The organism is Grimontia sp. NTOU-MAR1 (assembly GCF_035758505.1).
GTDB lineage: Bacteria > Pseudomonadota > Gammaproteobacteria > Enterobacterales > Vibrionaceae > Enterovibrio > Enterovibrio marinus.
The window spans coordinates 3,889,017-3,903,712 of record NZ_CP142108.1 but is presented as its reverse complement, the minus strand read 5'-3'; the positions used below and the strand labels follow the sequence as shown (position 1 = coordinate 3,903,712).

At 47.2% G+C, this 14,696-nt stretch carries 11 protein-coding genes and 2 pseudogenes; 5 read left to right on the top strand and 8 right to left on the bottom strand.

Going from position 1 to position 14,696, the window contains the following annotated elements; genetic code table 11:
* Positions 1–5 precede the first annotated feature (5 nt).
* Positions 6–1,949: a bifunctional 5-dehydro-2-deoxygluconokinase/5-dehydro-2-deoxyphosphogluconate aldolase gene (locus VP504_RS17835; RefSeq protein WP_325892335.1), complete on the bottom strand. Its 1,944-nt coding sequence runs from the start codon at positions 1,947–1,949 to the stop codon at positions 6–8.
* Positions 1,950–2,209: 260 nt separating this feature from the next.
* Between VP504_RS17835 and VP504_RS17830 the strand changes: the two genes are divergently transcribed.
* From VP504_RS17830 to VP504_RS17820, 3 genes are all read left to right on the top strand, one after another.
* Positions 2,210–2,392 (top strand): hypothetical protein, encoded by a 183-nt coding sequence (locus VP504_RS17830; RefSeq protein WP_325892334.1) that lies wholly within the window; start codon positions 2,210–2,212, stop codon positions 2,390–2,392.
* A 162-nt stretch (positions 2,393–2,554) separates the two neighbouring features.
* Complete coding sequence (locus tag VP504_RS17825) at positions 2,555–3,025, top strand: DM13 domain-containing protein (RefSeq protein ID WP_062709253.1); 471 nt, start codon at positions 2,555–2,557, stop codon at positions 3,023–3,025.
* Positions 3,026–3,214: 189 nt separating this feature from the next.
* Positions 3,215–4,114, top strand: coding sequence for a patatin-like phospholipase family protein (locus VP504_RS17820; protein WP_325892333.1), 900 nt, complete (start codon positions 3,215–3,217; stop codon positions 4,112–4,114).
* Between the two features lie 107 nt (positions 4,115–4,221).
* Here VP504_RS17820 and VP504_RS17815 read toward each other — a convergent pair whose 3' ends face one another.
* Positions 4,222–6,966, bottom strand: a complete 2,745-nt coding sequence (locus VP504_RS17815) for a hypothetical protein (RefSeq protein ID WP_325892332.1) — start codon at positions 6,964–6,966, stop codon at positions 4,222–4,224.
* Between the two features lie 511 nt (positions 6,967–7,477).
* Here VP504_RS17815 and VP504_RS17810 point away from each other — a divergent pair.
* Entirely contained in the window at positions 7,478–8,389 is a 912-nt protein-coding gene (locus VP504_RS17810) for a DMT family transporter (protein ID WP_325892331.1), read from the top strand.
* A gap of 50 nt (positions 8,390–8,439) precedes the next feature.
* On the opposite strand, the gene VP504_RS17805 is transcribed toward VP504_RS17810, so the two are convergent.
* The 3 genes from VP504_RS17805 to iolB form a co-directional block, all read right to left on the bottom strand.
* On the bottom strand, positions 8,440–9,006 hold the full coding sequence (locus VP504_RS17805; RefSeq protein WP_325892330.1) for a DNA-3-methyladenine glycosylase I: 567 nt from the start codon (positions 9,004–9,006) through the stop codon (positions 8,440–8,442).
* Positions 9,007–9,129: 123 nt separating this feature from the next.
* Entirely contained in the window at positions 9,130–10,119 is a 990-nt protein-coding gene (gene iolG, locus VP504_RS17800) for an inositol 2-dehydrogenase (RefSeq protein WP_062709167.1), read from the bottom strand.
* Positions 10,120–10,139: 20 nt separating this feature from the next.
* On the bottom strand, positions 10,140–10,976 hold the full coding sequence (gene iolB / locus VP504_RS17795; protein ID WP_062709170.1) for a 5-deoxy-glucuronate isomerase: 837 nt from the start codon (positions 10,974–10,976) through the stop codon (positions 10,140–10,142).
* Between the two features lie 162 nt (positions 10,977–11,138).
* Here iolB and VP504_RS17790 point away from each other — a divergent pair, with 162 nt between their 5' ends.
* Positions 11,139–12,314 (top strand): phytanoyl-CoA dioxygenase family protein, encoded by a 1,176-nt coding sequence (locus VP504_RS17790; RefSeq protein ID WP_325892329.1) that lies wholly within the window; start codon positions 11,139–11,141, stop codon positions 12,312–12,314.
* A 51-nt stretch (positions 12,315–12,365) separates the two neighbouring features.
* Here VP504_RS17790 and VP504_RS17785 read toward each other — a convergent pair.
* From VP504_RS17785 to VP504_RS17775, 3 genes and pseudogenes are all read right to left on the bottom strand, one after another.
* Positions 12,366–13,073: pseudogene (locus VP504_RS17785) on the bottom strand (calcium-binding protein); the annotation flags it as partial.
* A 335-nt stretch (positions 13,074–13,408) separates the two neighbouring features.
* Positions 13,409–13,884, bottom strand: a pseudogene (locus VP504_RS17780) (MATE family efflux transporter); the annotation flags it as partial.
* Positions 13,885–14,181: 297 nt separating this feature from the next.
* Positions 14,182–14,685, bottom strand: coding sequence for a M48 metallopeptidase family protein (locus VP504_RS17775; protein WP_325892328.1), 504 nt, complete (start codon positions 14,683–14,685; stop codon positions 14,182–14,184).
* Positions 14,686–14,696 lie beyond the last annotated feature (11 nt).

Here is a 14,696-nt window from a genome sequence, read left to right as displayed (position 1 = left end):
TCTCCTTACTCTCCGCGTTGGCGCCAGGTTTCAATCAACCCGAGATAATTCGCCTTCACGGCAGCAACTAACCCTTGGTTATCCAACTCGCCGCGCATCCACTGACGGCTTGGCTCTCCAAAGATGGTGCGGCCGACTGCAAATCCCCTTACGGTTTTCGATACTGAAGAGGCAGCAAATCCTTCCTTTAACTCTTCGGCTGGTGCATCCAAGCCCAACAGCACAACACCACGACAATGCGCGTCACGCTGTTCAATCAATTCATCAACTGCTCGCCAGCCTTGCTTAGTCAGGGGGGGCAATTTCCACCAATCCGGTTTAATGTCCAAGTTGTAGAAACGGGTCATCGCGCGCAAGTAAAGAAAATCAGCTTCTGTCGCAGAACTCACTTCGAAATCCCTTGGCAGAATCACTTCCACCAACAGCTCATTACCCGCAGCGCAACAGGCTTTATAGACTTCATGGAGCATGTTTTCCTGCTCCAATTGCAACCCTCTGGTGTCATCAGGGTGGTAGAAAACAAGGCATTTAACGACTTGTTCTTTTGGCCAACTCGCGAGTTGGGTTCCGATGTTCCCGTGTTCGAGGCGCAGAGGGCGCGAGCCCGGCAGTTCGATAGGTCGACCGACCCACCAACGTTCACCGACATGGTCACCAAACCCTGTTGCGGCATTCAGTACTTCCATGCCGAAAGTGGAATCGCAAAGGATACCCGCTTTCCCTTTCAAGCCAGATTCCTGCGCGACTTCCTGCGCGGCCTGCCAAATTAGAGTTTTGAGATAAGGGATATGTGCGACATCTATCCCTGCTTCCTGAGCCATTTCGACAAACTGGGAGCGATGGTCGAAGGCCAGCACACACAAATCACTCCAAGCCAGCTCCCGGGTAGTCACGCGATGGAGGTGATTAAGCATGCCATCTCTATCCGGACGCGGAATTTCATGCTCGTGTTGAAGGTAGTAGTCCAGCTCTTCTTTGGTAGGCATCGCAGGAGAGCATCCATGGCGTGAAACCACTAATGCCCCACAGGCGTTAGCATAGCGGCAGCACTGCTCCCAGGATTCATCATTCAGATAGCCGCGAAGCAGCCCAGACATAAAGGCATCACCCGCCCCAAGTACATTTAGTACTTCTACACGCACGCCCTTCACCGTTATGCCATCATCAAGCACACTGCCAATTTCGTCAGTGAATACGCTGCAGCCTAGTGGTCCTCGTTTACACACCAAGGTCGCACCAGTGAAAGCTCGTACAGACTTGAGTGCTTCGACGGAGTCTTCGGCTCCCCCAGCAATATGGAACTCTTCTTCGGTACCAACAATAAGGTCAAACAGGCCAAGTACTTCCTGAAGCTGGCGTGTCACTTCGTCCGATTCGATGTAGCGGGTTTCGCCATCTCCCAGCGAAGTCAGTCCCCAAAGCACAGGTCGGTAGTCCACATCCAATGCGGTACGAACGCCATGCTTACGGGCATAGTTCAGCGCGGTGATCACGGCGTCACGGGAGCTAGGGTTGGAAAGGTGTGTGCCGGTAATCGCCAAACACTTAGCCGAAGCAATGTAATCTTCGTTGATGTCTTCGGGCGTAATGGCTTTGTCAGCACAGTTGTCTCGGTAGAAAATCAGCGGGAAGGTTTCTTCATCTTTGATGCCTAGCAACACAAGTGCTGTCAGCCTTTCTTTGTCGATGATGATGTTGCTGGTATCGACGCCGACCCGCTCTAGTTCTTCGGTCACAAAGCGTCCCATGTGCTCGTCGCCCACACGAGCCAACATACCGGATTTAAGACCCTGCCTTGCAGTACCGTGAGCAACATTGCCCGATGAGCCACCCAGATACTTGGCAAAGGTTCGCATATCTTCAAGACGCGAACCGACCTGCTCTCCATACAAATCAACGGCGACACGCCCAAGGCAAATCACGTCCAATGTTTTTTCTACCGTCGTCATTCCCGACTCCTGTCAGATTTCCCATCCTGTTCAGTGTGGCTGAACCTGAAAAATACACTTCATTAAACCACATAATGAAATGTACGTTTCATTTTATACTAAGATCGAAACGACCAGATCGCAACTAATGAAACAAACATTTCATGCGTTTTTTCACTGGTTGGATCATCCTTAAGATCACCCTCTAGACGACTGCACTATCAGAGGGGCCAGACCTTATTTCTCTGGTGATGGCGACCCTACTGAGCAGACGCACCTGGATGCATGGCTTCATCATCTTTGGTGATTACTGTCACCATTGCGAAGACTGCGCGGATGAAATGAGCAAGTGGCTGATGGAAGGCAAAATACAGTACAAAGAACAAATTGCTGACGGCTTGGTTGCTTTGCCGGACGCCTTTATAGGTCAGTTGGAGGGCAAGAACTCCAAAAGTTCGTGGTAAAAATTGCCGAGAAAACAGATGACTAATTCTTCGCTCCACAATTGAGAAGAACCTGAAAAAGCCCCCATGATGATCTCTACACGGGCTTTTTATCACTTCACCAGCGAAAGCAACGTGTTAGGTTACAATGTAGTTAAGAATCAATCTCACGCAGGGGATGCAATGAAAAACGGGATCGTTTTACTTTTCACTCATGGCTTTGCCATCGCTATCGGTTTTGCTGCTGGTCTTTACGCACTACCCATTCTTGTTGCACCGGAAGGCCCTTCTGTCGAAGTGATCGAATCCACTGCATCTAATGCGAGTTATACCGGAGAGTTCCGTAAAGACCTGAAAGACAGCGATACTTTCCACTGGGGTGAAGGAAAAGTCTCTATTAGTCCAGAAGCCATTTCACTGATGGGTGAACTAGCACCCGGCCCTGATTACAAGCTCTATCTTTCCCCTGAATTTGTCGAAACAGAAGCCGATTTTAACCGCCTGAAACCGCAGATGCAGCAAGTTGGTGATGTAAAAACCTTCGACAACTTCTTGGTAGAAGTCCCCGGTGACATTGACCCTTCACAGTTCAATACCGTGATTGTTTGGTGTGAATCTTTCGGCGAGTTCATTACTGCAGCACGCTATGAATAACTGACCGGTATTAGGCGAGGCAAAATGCTTCGCCTGTATTCCCTTCTGATAATCCCAAAGCCTTTCCTTTTTGCTATACCTCTGATAATAAGCAGCCGCTATCGATAAAATAGTTATTAACGATTTCAGATAGCAGTTCAAAAACCTTAACCTGACACCAATACCAACGGAGCACAAGAGATTAGAAAGATGTCAGGTAAGAAAGCACTGGTCGTTGAAGGTGGAGCAATGCGCGGTATTTTCGCGGCCGGTGTGTTGGATGCTTTTTTGGAGGTTAATTATAATCCTTTTGATTTCGCCATTGGCGTGTCTGCTGGTGCCTCTAACCTGTTGGGTTATCTTGCTCAGCAGCCAAACCGCAGCTATCAGGTGATCACTGGTTTAGCGACCGATGATGCTTTCTTTAATCCTGCACGTTTTGTTCGTGGCGGTAATCTGGTTGATGTTCAGTGGTTGGAACAGGAATCTCTGCGCCGCTTCCCCCTCGACATAAATACCCTTTTCAACAATATCCCTTTGCTGGCAGCAGTGACCAATGTGGATACTGGTGATGCAGACTATTACTGGGTTAAGCCAGACAATATGTCCAAAGTGATTGAAGCGACCACTGCCCTGCCGATCGCTTATCGCCCGACGCCGTGTTTCTCTGGCGGTTGCTACACGGATGGCGGCGTGGCAGATTCCATTCCGGTTGCAGAAGCCTATCGACGCGGTGCGCGAGAAATCACAGTTATCCTGTCACAGCCTGGCGACTATGAAATGTCTCCAATGAAAATGCCAAAGCTGATGGATCAACTGCTGAAGAAATACCCTCACGTTGCAGATGCGATGCGTAAACGTGCGGAGCGTTATAACGCCTCGCTGGCGTTTATTAAGAATCCGCCAAAGGATTGCGTGGTGAATGTGATTGCGCCACCAGACACCTTCCCTGTTGGTCGCTTTACCATGAAAAAATCCAAATTAGATGAAGGCTATGGCATGGGTATTCAAGCGGGTCAGGCATACATGTTCAATATGTACAAAGACGTGTTAAAGCAGCAAGTGCTGGAAGAAGGGTCGACCAGAAAGGTTCGGGATTTGGTGGTTTGAGCAACATTCATTAGCAACTAACCTGTATCGGTTTAGACAAAAGCGAATTCGCAATTATCACCTTAGGCGTTCGTTTCGAGAAGGCTTTCTGGCGCATGGATAAAAAGTTACTTTGGCATACGCGTCGGCAATTTGAATTCTATATCTCTCCAGAGACCTGCTTCCTCACCATCTTCTGTTCGATTAAGAGGCGGATTGGATAAACAGTGCGTTTCGATGACCTTTAAAATCGAATCCACATAATTAGTATCAAGATCGCTTTTCTTGAGGCTTTCATAGATATCTATCCATGTATTGAAGTGTATATAGACCAGAGGTTGCCAGAGCGCGCAAAGCAGCAAGTATTCTCTGTGTGTTAGTCGATTTGCCAGATACGCCATGCGCGCATGCGCTAGGTCAATCATAGAGTCTGTGAGTGTATGATCAGCCAGTTGCTCACGCTCCAGAGCATAATCGAAATTTGTCGATGCAAGAGAATTAAGAGTACGGCGAAATTCTGGTGAAAATTGCAAATCGATAGCAATTCTATCTGCATCATCGAGTCTAGCCAGCGCCAATTTCTGATGCGCCCAATAGCAATTTATAACCACCTCAAGAAACGAATTCAGAAATGAAGAGGTATCTGGGAAATCAAGCTCTTGGACAAGAAACCCTGATAATAAACCTCTAAACTTCACCGCTTCTTCTGGAGGGTTTTCAAAGCTGAATTGAGACCGGAACCCTTGAGTCCGAGTGATGTACTCAAAACCGAGTTCACCGTACAGACCCAGAAGTAATGGGCCAGAGTATAGGTTAGCCCAGCAAAGTGGCCAAATTTCTCTAGGTGATTCAATATTGTCGTCATAGCAAATTGCCCCAGAGAGCATTGTCCACGCTGGTGCGGAAGTGCCAAAGCAAGAGTTGTAGGTGAGGCGCCCCTTCCAATTGGTAACCCAGTCCGTAATTCTGGTGGAAAGTTCTGGGTTTTGTTCTTCATTTGCCAACGCATATCTGTGTAAATTGAATATCGCCGCGAGGTCTAGCAACTCATCATTAACTCGCGACTGTCCGAATACTGTCAAAAGGTACTGTACGATATAGAGATTACCTGTGCTAGCCGCATGCACAACCGAATCTATGGGGATCTCTTTCCCGACTGAGCAAAAATGATTAACTAAAGTTTCGATGTAGTATTTATTGCAACCGCATGAAATCATTGAACTTAGCACATCGAAAAGATCATGTGAGCCTATGAGCAGTGCTTTAAAGGCGTTAGGCTTGTCGTTCAACGCGCAATAAAGAAGAGGGGTTGTGTTATGCGCCCAGCTTGAGACGAACCGGTACTTATGACAGTCAACGCTTTGGGCAGTGAGTGCTTCGATGATTTCGACATTGTCCGTAACCAACGCTTCAAGCAGCGCGAAGTATCCGCTCGTAGGGCGAGCTCGAATACGCTTGTTTTTCAAATCGGCCTGCCAGTTCGGCTTTGCGGAAGTTATAACCTCCTTGAGACCTGCCATAAACCTTTCTAGCTGCGGGTTACCTGGTCCTCCCACTGACTTATAAGACATGACAGAGTCGTAATCCGACTGATACAACTTTATCTTTCTCTCTGCCACCTGAATAAGGTGTTCGATTTGCTGAATGCTCAAGTCAGAACTATCAGCCCAATCTTTGTTGAGGTTGTCAAATAGGAGGTTGAGCAGAGTAATATCTGTCACTGGCATGCTCAAAAATTCAAGTAACGTTTTGTAGTCAAAACTTGGAGAAGTTTTTATTATATCTTCGATGATGATTGCGTCAGATTTCTTCGCAAGGGCAATACGTGCCAATCTTGGAGAACTGAATGATCTCTGCCTTAGCACTTGGAACACCGTGCCTTTATCGTTCAAAAGCGCAAATTCAACTGGCAGGATATTTCTCTGTAATGGGCGAGATAAATCACATCCGGCTGCTTCAAGCTGATTCAAAAGGTGAATATCTTCTGCAAGTATTGCTGCCTCAATAGAAAGAATTGGCAACCGCCAATCTTTTATTATCGTGCCTTGCTCGAGAGCTCCTCTCCAATCAAGCATATTGGCGATTTGTAGCATTTTAAACTTCGCGATAATCTCAGGGTTTTCAGTTTTTAATACTGCGTCGTCAAGACCATCAGGTGGATCACTGTCTGTCCATCCATTTTTGCGTCGGTATTCAATCAAGGTGCTAGGTATTTCGTACACCAATCTATTTGACTCGTCCGGAGAATAGCTAGGGTATAAAAAGAGATGATCGAAGACTGAGCTCAACCCATCTTTAAAATCGAAGAAGTCGGCGTTAGGAACCCGATATTCCCATCCAGTGATTCCGCAATGAAAAGCTGAAGCCGTTTCATTGTTTTTAAAGTCAACAAAAAGTCTTTCAATATAGTCTTGTCCTGCCATTACGGGCAGTGAGGGAATAGAGTCTCCATCACTGTTTTGCCACTCATTTTCAATCCAACCGTAAAGATCTTTATATCCATTGTCTTTGGGCGCGCAGATATTATTGAGCCCTAAAGTCTCTACAAAACCGGAAAAATCAGCGAGGAGATTATATTCATGTTCTCCACCAAAGCATTGTTGCCAGAGTTTTAAAACACTTCGAGGAATTGGCTGGCCGCATGCAGACTCAACAGCGTCTATTTCTGCTACGGTGATAGGTTCACGCGCTCTGAATATAGCTTTATTTCGATAGAAAACCACGCCTTGAGCGGCCAATTCAGCGCGTTCGCTGTCTGTAAATTCGCCCATACTAGCCATCTTTTTTTCAGGAGCTATTTCAATTTCTTTGACGTAAGAACCGGCTCTAGTTTTAGCCAGAGCCTGCAACAATCTCCCAAAGAGGCCTTTCACAACTTCATCTCCTTGCTACTTGCCCTTTCTTCCCTGTACATGGTTGGATTTCAGCCTCACAAAAAATTTGAAAGATATGCCATCGCGATAGTACACAGTAACGTGAGAAGTACAGGTTTCAAAAGTAAGAAGGAAACTCAGTCTGTTTTGTACCTCCTATTCAATCGTCAAACCGAAACCAACCAACAAAAGGAATGAATGCTGGCAAACAGAGAACCGTTGTTATGTAGCGAACGACGTAGAATGAAAACTGGGAATAAACACAACTAAGTACCCCTACCAGCTTTATGCCCCCAAAATTCCCTTGCCCACCCGTCTCTATTTCTGTAGTTTAAATATTCACCACCAAAAAAGAGTCACTTATGATTTTCCAGTCTCTACCACTCTGGCTACTTCTTCTTATGCCCTTCAGTCGGTAGAGTGACTCGTTTCCGGCTGTGAGTAGAACAGCCGGATGTCTTCTTCTCACAGCCTTGACTAAAACAACGAACCCATATCAAGGAAGTGAACAATGAATGACGCGTCTGTCAGTACGCAAGACTCCTCCGACTACCAAACCGGTATCATTTACGCCTTAATCGGTACGGTGCTTTTCTCTATCAAGCCTGTGCTTATTAAGCTCGCGTACACAATGGGTGGTGATGCCACTGCAATCATGAGTCTTCGCGCTGCGTCTTCCCTTCCAATTTACTTCCTCATCCTACTCTGGCTATGTCGTAATGCCAGTGAACGCAGCAAAGTGCGGCAGTTTGGCTGGCAAGCAGCACTCGTCGGTGTCCTTGGCTACTACTTCGCAGCACTGCTGGACATCATGGCGCTGGAGTTTATTTCAGCTCAACTGGAACGCTTGTTGATCTTCCTGTTTCCATCGTTTGTGGTGATCATCAGTTGGGTCTTTATGAAAGAGGCACCGCGCAAAGGGACGTTTCTTTCTATCGCTATTGGTTATGTCGGCGTTGCCATGATTGTGCTGCATGATTTCAGCTCATTTGGTTCACAGGTTTGGCTTGGTAGTGTGATGGCCATTGGTGCGGCTTTGACCTTTGCCGTTTATTTGGTGTTGAGTAAGAAAGTGATTGGCCAGATGGGTTCCCAACTTTTCACCAGTATTGGTATGGGCAGTGCAGGATTGGTGATCATGGCTCAGTATCAAGTAAAAGGCGCGCAATTTAGTGATATGTCGAATGAGCTTATTGCACTGGGCGTCGTGCTGGGTTTTTTCTGTACGGTATTGCCTTCGTACTTTGTCGCTGCGGCTATGGCAAGGTTAACCCCATCTGTGCTGAGTCTAACCAGCAATATTGGTCCAGCAGTGACCGCACTTTTTGCTATTACCCTGCTTGATGAAGCCTTCACCATCTGGCACGGCCTAGGGATGATTCTGGTGGTTTATGCCGTGGTGAGAATCAACAAGAAGAGCTAAAACAGAAAAGCTGGCGGAGATGCCAGCTTTTCACTTGTTTTTATCGGGTCTTATTCGCCGACATCAACCCCATAGCGGAAGCAGCCGGTCAGGTGATCGTTCACCATGCCCGTCGCTTGCATATACGCGTAGCAAATAGTAGTTCCGACAAACTTAAAGCCTTTCTTTTTCAGCGCTTTACTCATGGCATCAGATTCGGGTGTGGAAGTTGGGACATCCCCTAAGGTTTCCCAATAATTGATGATGGGTTTTCCACCCACAAACTGCCAGATGTATTCGTTGAAGCTGCCAAACTCTTTCTGGATTTCCAACACCAACTTGGCGTTAATCACAGTGCCATTCACTTTGAGTTTGTTACGGACGATGGCCGGGTTTTCCAACAGATCGGCGATTTTCTTTTCGTCGTAAGCTGCTACGGTTTCGATGTGGAATTTATCAAAGGCTTCTCTGTAACCTTCACGCTTTTTGAGAATGGTGGTCCAGCTTAATCCTGCTTGCGCGCCCTCCAGAATCAGCATTTCAAACAATTGCTGATCGTCGTGAACAGGCACACCCCACTCCTCATCATGATATTTCTGATCCAGTTCGCTTACATTCGCCCAGCTGCAACGTTCCATGTTTTTCCTATCATTTGAGTAAATAAATACTGTATATTTATACATGACAATTGTAGTTGGCGCAAAAAAGAGGACGCATTCTTGAGATTGCCCCCTCTAATCTAAACCTGTTTGCTAAGGAAGTTAGTTCACCTTAACAGTCTCATGCCTCTCCAGCGACTCCAAAGCAAACTCTGCCAGAGAAAGCGCCAGTTCTCCGTCAACACCTGTGCATTGTGGCTCAGCTTTACCTTCCAAAACTTCAACAAAGTGTTGCCACTCGGCGATGTAAGCATCTTTGTACCGTTCTAGAAAAAAGTACTGAGGCTTAGCAGCAGCGCAGCTTTCATCGCCCCAATGTTCAACCTGATGCTCGCGGACATTGCCAGCTTTCAGCATACCTTTGCTACCATGCAGTTCGATACGTTGATCGTAGCCATAACCAGAACGGCGGCTATTGATGATGGTCGCCATCGCACCGGATTCGAAATGCATCACCACGACGGCACTGTCGATATCGCCAGCTTCACCAATCGCTGGATCTACCAAGCATGAGCCGTGCGCTGAAACTGAAACTGGTTCTTCACCCATAATGAAACGCGCCATGTCCAAGTCATGAATCGACATGTCTCGGAAAATACCGCCGGATACTTTCACGTATTCAACAGGTGGTGGCGATGGGTCGCGGGACGTAATCACCAAGGTTTCGGCTTTACCAATTGCGCCGGACTCAAACAGATCTTTCATGGTTCGGAATTGAGGGTCATAGCGACGGTTAAAGCCAACAAGCAGCTTGGCGTTATGTTCGTTCACTACGTTCAAACATCCCCTGACACGCTCCAGGCTTAGGTCAATCGGCTTTTCACAGAAAATTGCTTTGCCTGCTCGCGCGGCTTGTTCAATCAAATCCGCATGGGTATCTGTTGCTGAGCAAATGACGACCGCATGAATATCAGGGTCTGCCATCGCTTCTTCTGTGGTCATCACCTCGGCATCAAACTCATCTGCGAGCTTGGCAGCGCCTTCATGATAAGGGTCAATCACCGCTTTGATTTGGGTTTGTGAGTGGGCATCTATATTCACTGCGTGGACTTTTCCTATCCGTCCACAGCCGAATAACGCAATATTAAACATGGCCTCTCCTCTTGATACTGCTATTTTTGATTGTTGTGTTTGTTGGCATATTCCGCACTGTTCACCCACGCATGGTCTTCTTCCCATGTAAACAGCCACTTTCTAACTGGCCCCGCCATCACATTTAGGTAATAGCTGTCGTAACCCGCCATGGTCGCAACAGGGTGATAACCACGGGGAACCATAACCACATCACCGTCGTAAACGGCCATGCACTCATCCAGATCACGCTCATCGGTATAAACCCGCTGAATGCAGAAACCCTGAGACGGATTCAGTCTATGGTAATAAGTTTCCTCGAGGTGTGTTTCTTCCGGTGGTGCGTCCCTGTCATGTTTGTGGCTGGGGTATGAGCTGGTGCAGCCTTCGTCAGTATAGACTTCCACCACCAGCAGGCTGTCTGCGTTCTCGTTGTCTGGGAGAATGTTGTGTACATAGCGTTTGTTATTGCCGTTTCCTCTCGCTTCTGCGCCAACTTGTTCAGGACCGATAAGGCGAGAAGGAAAGGTGCCTTTGCCCGGCGCGCGACAAACTGCAAGCTCCACATTCGTTGTTGTAGTCAGTTCAGCAGAGTCACCCGCAGTGATATACAGCGAGTACGGTTTTTTCTTTTCAAACGGCCCTGATCGGCCGCCAATTTCACCCAGTAATTTACCTGCCAAAGTAGCACTCGCCTTACCGCCCACCAGCACAAGACAGATTTCTTCTTCGCTGCCGGCTTTGAAAGTGATGGTTTGATTGGGCGTGAGTTGGTAAGCCTGAAAGCCTACATATTTCCAGCCTGCAGAGGCGGGGGTAATGTTCTGGTAGCGTCCTTTTTCATCGGGCAGGTTTCGCTTGGAAAGCAGGTCAGACATAACGGCTCCTTGTCGTGACTGATCATGAACTGATTGATGATCCAATCTGCCAATAATAGAACATATTTTTCAATTCTCAACAAAGTGAAATTTATATTTCATATTTGACGCTATAGTGAAACAAAGATAGTTATTCGACGATTTAGCCAAAGAGGTATCGCTATGGATTTGCACTCCCCTCCACGCCTTTCGTTTTACGGTAAATCAAGCTGCGACATTGAGGTTTTTGACAAAATCTGCACGTCGCAAATCATCAACAAAGCCGACTATCCCTTGGCTGATGACATCATTGACAACGTGGTGATATTTGATGGTGGTACCATGCGCTCTGCTGGATCAAATGTCGGAGCCATTCAGGACGAAATCGCCCATGCACTGCAACATGGACCGGGTGTAATTGCCATTAAACGTTTCTATGACAACACCGCCGTGATTGATGAAATGAGCGAGGTGTTCGAAAAAATCCTTGAAGCCGAAAAAGGATTTAGCGCGGGCGACCACTTTGGAAAAACAGGCCCACAAGCCAATAGCCGTATCTGGAACGTGTTCCAGAAAAGTGCAGCAGTCGACCCGGAAACTTTCGTTGACTACTACAAAAACCCGTTGCTTACGTGTGTGTGTGAGGCTTGGTTGGGACCGCACTATCAGGTAACTGCGCAGGTCAATATTGTGCGGCCTGGTGGTGAAGCACAAGTTTCTCATCGTGATTACCATCTTGGCTTTCAGGTGCCGGAAGAAACGGTTCGCTACCCGTTACACGCACAACAAATGTCGGCCATGCTGACCTTACAAGGCGCGGTGGCCCACACCGATATGCCAATAGAGAGTGGTCCCACCAAGCTGTTGCCTTTCTCACAACAGTATCCGCTTGGCTATATCGCTTATCACCAGAAAGCCTTTCAGGACTTTTTTGAATCCCACTACATTCAAATACCTTTGGAAAAAGGCGATGCGGTGTTTTTCAACCCTGCGCTGTTTCACGCAGCTGGCGCAAACGTGACGGATGATTTCCATCGCAGCGCTAACCTACTGCAAATATCGTCGGCTTTCGCTAAACCGATGGAAACCGTCGACTCTGCTGCAATTTGTCGCAAGCTCTATCCCGTGCTTCATTCACGTTGGCAAGAAGGCTCACTGTCTTCGGCTGAAAAAGCCGCCATCGCCACAGCCGCTGCAGATGGCTATGCCTTCCCAACCAATCTGGACACCGATCCACCTATTAGCGGTCTGGCACCGGAAACAATGGAAGCCCTGCTTTGCCGAGCCTTGGATGAAAACATGGATGCAGATACCTTCGAGATAGCACTCGCGCAGTTGAAGGAAAAACAGCGAACCTAAAAAAGCCCGGCTTTTGCCGGGCTAAATCTATTTATTACGATTGCTCGCTGATTAGATGATGCTGACGCCATCCTGGTAAAAGTGTTCAGCGTCAGTCCAAACAGTGATGGTTTCACCAGAACCGTGCTCAAACACGTACGCATCCAATTCGCCAACTTGGTTATTAGTCAAACCCATAAAGGCAATCAAGTCTGCTGACAGTTCAGCTGTAGGCGCTGCATCCGCATCATAAGTCCAACCAACCGCATCCAGATTAAAAGTGTCATCACCTGCGCCCAGATAGGCCACAAAGCCATCCCAATCACCTGGATTTGTCAATGACTCATTCTGGATTGGGTCGGACTGCGCATTGATTGCGTAAGCGTTCGCTGTCACGATCTGATTGCCTTCATCACCAATGACCGCTTCTACCTGTGCAATTGGCTTAGGATCTGAAGTAAGACCATAAGATTTTCCGGTAAGGTCAACGTTTACATCACCGTCTGCAATCAGCTGGTCGAAGCCACGATCACCAATGTAGATATTGCCGTTCTCTTTCAGGAAATTAAGGTCGGAGAAGTCTTCCTGGTCGAAGTACATGGTGTCGTTATCTTCGCTACCGACGTATAGGTCAAGACCCGCGCCACCATCCATGATGTAATCATCATCGTAACCAGCTTCCAGGGAATCATTACCTTGACCGCACGAGATGGTGTCATTACCTTCATCGCCGTAAACCATGTCATCGTCATCGCCCACGTGGAAATTGCCATTGCTGCCAATTCATTTTCTCCCATGCGCCCCATAATCAACTGATAAGTGAAAATGCCGCCACTCCAAATCAGGCTGCCAGCAATCACAGGTGCAGTAACATTGGCGTATTTTTGAAAAGTCGATTTTCTGAAGCGAAAATCTGACGGACCCAGAATCAGCACTTTATCAAAAATACCAATGACAAATAGCGACATGAAAACGCGGAAAAGACGGGCAATCACGGTACCCCAGCCTGCCCCTTCAAGACCCATCACTGGCAAGCCAAAGTGACCAAAAATAAGGATGAAACTAATTAGGATGTTTAAACCAATTTCAATAAAGGACATATAGAAGGTGGTTTTAGTTTTTCCCAAAGCGCGTAAAGCTGCATCCATCGCAATCGAAGGCCCAGCTACTAGCAGTGCAATACTGATAATTTTCAGATACTCAGTCGTTAGGGCTGCCGTTTCACCCCCAACCTTAAACATCGCCGGAACGATTTCCGGTACTGTCCAACAGAAAAGAAAGATAAGAAACGAAGCTAGAGAAGCCACCAACGCACCAAGAGCAAAATTACGCCTTAAACCTTTGGGATCGTTAGCCCCCCAATATTGGGCTAACAATACTCTCATCCCTGTTCCGGTGCCCCAATGAAAATTCCCGTAAACCAAAAAACACGGGCACCGATACCAGAGGCTGCCACCTCCTCTGTGCCCAATTGGCTGACCGTTAGGTTGTCGATAAAACCGCCGCTGCTGAACAACAAACTTTGTAGCGCAAGTGGAAGGCCAAGAAGAAAAGTCCGTTTGAGGAAGTAGGTGAAGTTATTTTCTGACATCGCATCTCCTTTGCCACCTGACTGAACCTGAGCATCCCTTAGCTCGGGTTACATCTTGTTATATTAATAAAGTTTTTCACTTACCATATAGGAAGAAGCGCCGAGAAACCGTATGTAATACCATGTAATTTATGCTAATTTTCTCGGCTAGGGTCATTTAACCCTGGTTCCACAAGTCGGGATAGCCAGTCAACTTTTATCTTACTATTATGCAGGGAAGTGTTAAGAAGATTGGGATGGTGAAACGTGCTATCTCAGCGTGCTTTTCTTTTCAAGGTTGTGAGTATATTTAGCCACTCATTCGTTTTTCTGGCTTTCGATATGAATGAGATACAAGCGCGCATCAAACTCCAACTGGTGATAGTTCGGTTCCATATGACAACAAAGCTGATAGAAGGCTTTATTGTGGTCTTTCTCTTTCAAGTGAGCCAGCTCATGAACCACCAGCATACGAAGGAAAGGCTCCGGCGCGTCCTTGAACATCGATGCTATGCGGATTTCATTCTTGGCTTTCAACTTGCCGCCATGCGCCCGTGACACAAAGCTGTGAAGCCCAAGTGCATTGTTCACCACATGGATTTTACCATCATACGCCACTTTGCTGATCGGCGACGACTTCTTGAGATATTGGTTTTTTATCTCCTGTACGTAATCATAAAGCGCTTTTTCAGACTTGATGTTGTGTTTGTTTGGGTAGCGCTGTTCCAGCCAAGCGCCGAGTTTGCCGGTTTCAATCAGGCGGGAAACTTGTTCAATAAGGTTTTCTGGGTAACCACCCAAATAACGAAGTGCAGGGTTCATGCTTTTTAAGG

Excerpts from the sequence above, each read along its gene's own strand:
- VP504_RS17805 (WP_325892330.1), bottom strand. The coding sequence starts at position 9,006 with ATGGAACGTTGCAGCTGGGCGAATGTAAGCGAACTGGATCAGAAATAT.
- VP504_RS17825 (WP_062709253.1), top strand. The coding sequence starts at position 2,555 with ATGAAAAACGGGATCGTTTTACTTTTCACTCATGGCTTTGCCATCGCT.
- VP504_RS17790 (WP_325892329.1), top strand. The coding sequence starts at position 11,139 with ATGGATTTGCACTCCCCTCCACGCCTTTCGTTTTACGGTAAATCAAGC.
- VP504_RS17810 (WP_325892331.1), top strand. The coding sequence starts at position 7,478 with ATGAATGACGCGTCTGTCAGTACGCAAGACTCCTCCGACTACCAAACC.
- iolG (WP_062709167.1), bottom strand. The coding sequence starts at position 10,119 with ATGTTTAATATTGCGTTATTCGGCTGTGGACGGATAGGAAAAGTCCAC.
- VP504_RS17830 (WP_325892334.1), top strand. The coding sequence starts at position 2,210 with ATGCATGGCTTCATCATCTTTGGTGATTACTGTCACCATTGCGAAGAC.
- VP504_RS17775 (WP_325892328.1), bottom strand. The coding sequence starts at position 14,685 with ATGAACCCTGCACTTCGTTATTTGGGTGGTTACCCAGAAAACCTTATT.
- VP504_RS17835 (WP_325892335.1), bottom strand. The coding sequence starts at position 1,949 with ATGACGACGGTAGAAAAAACATTGGACGTGATTTGCCTTGGGCGTGTC.
- iolB (WP_062709170.1), bottom strand. The coding sequence starts at position 10,976 with ATGTCTGACCTGCTTTCCAAGCGAAACCTGCCCGATGAAAAAGGACGC.
- VP504_RS17820 (WP_325892333.1), top strand. The coding sequence starts at position 3,215 with ATGTCAGGTAAGAAAGCACTGGTCGTTGAAGGTGGAGCAATGCGCGGT.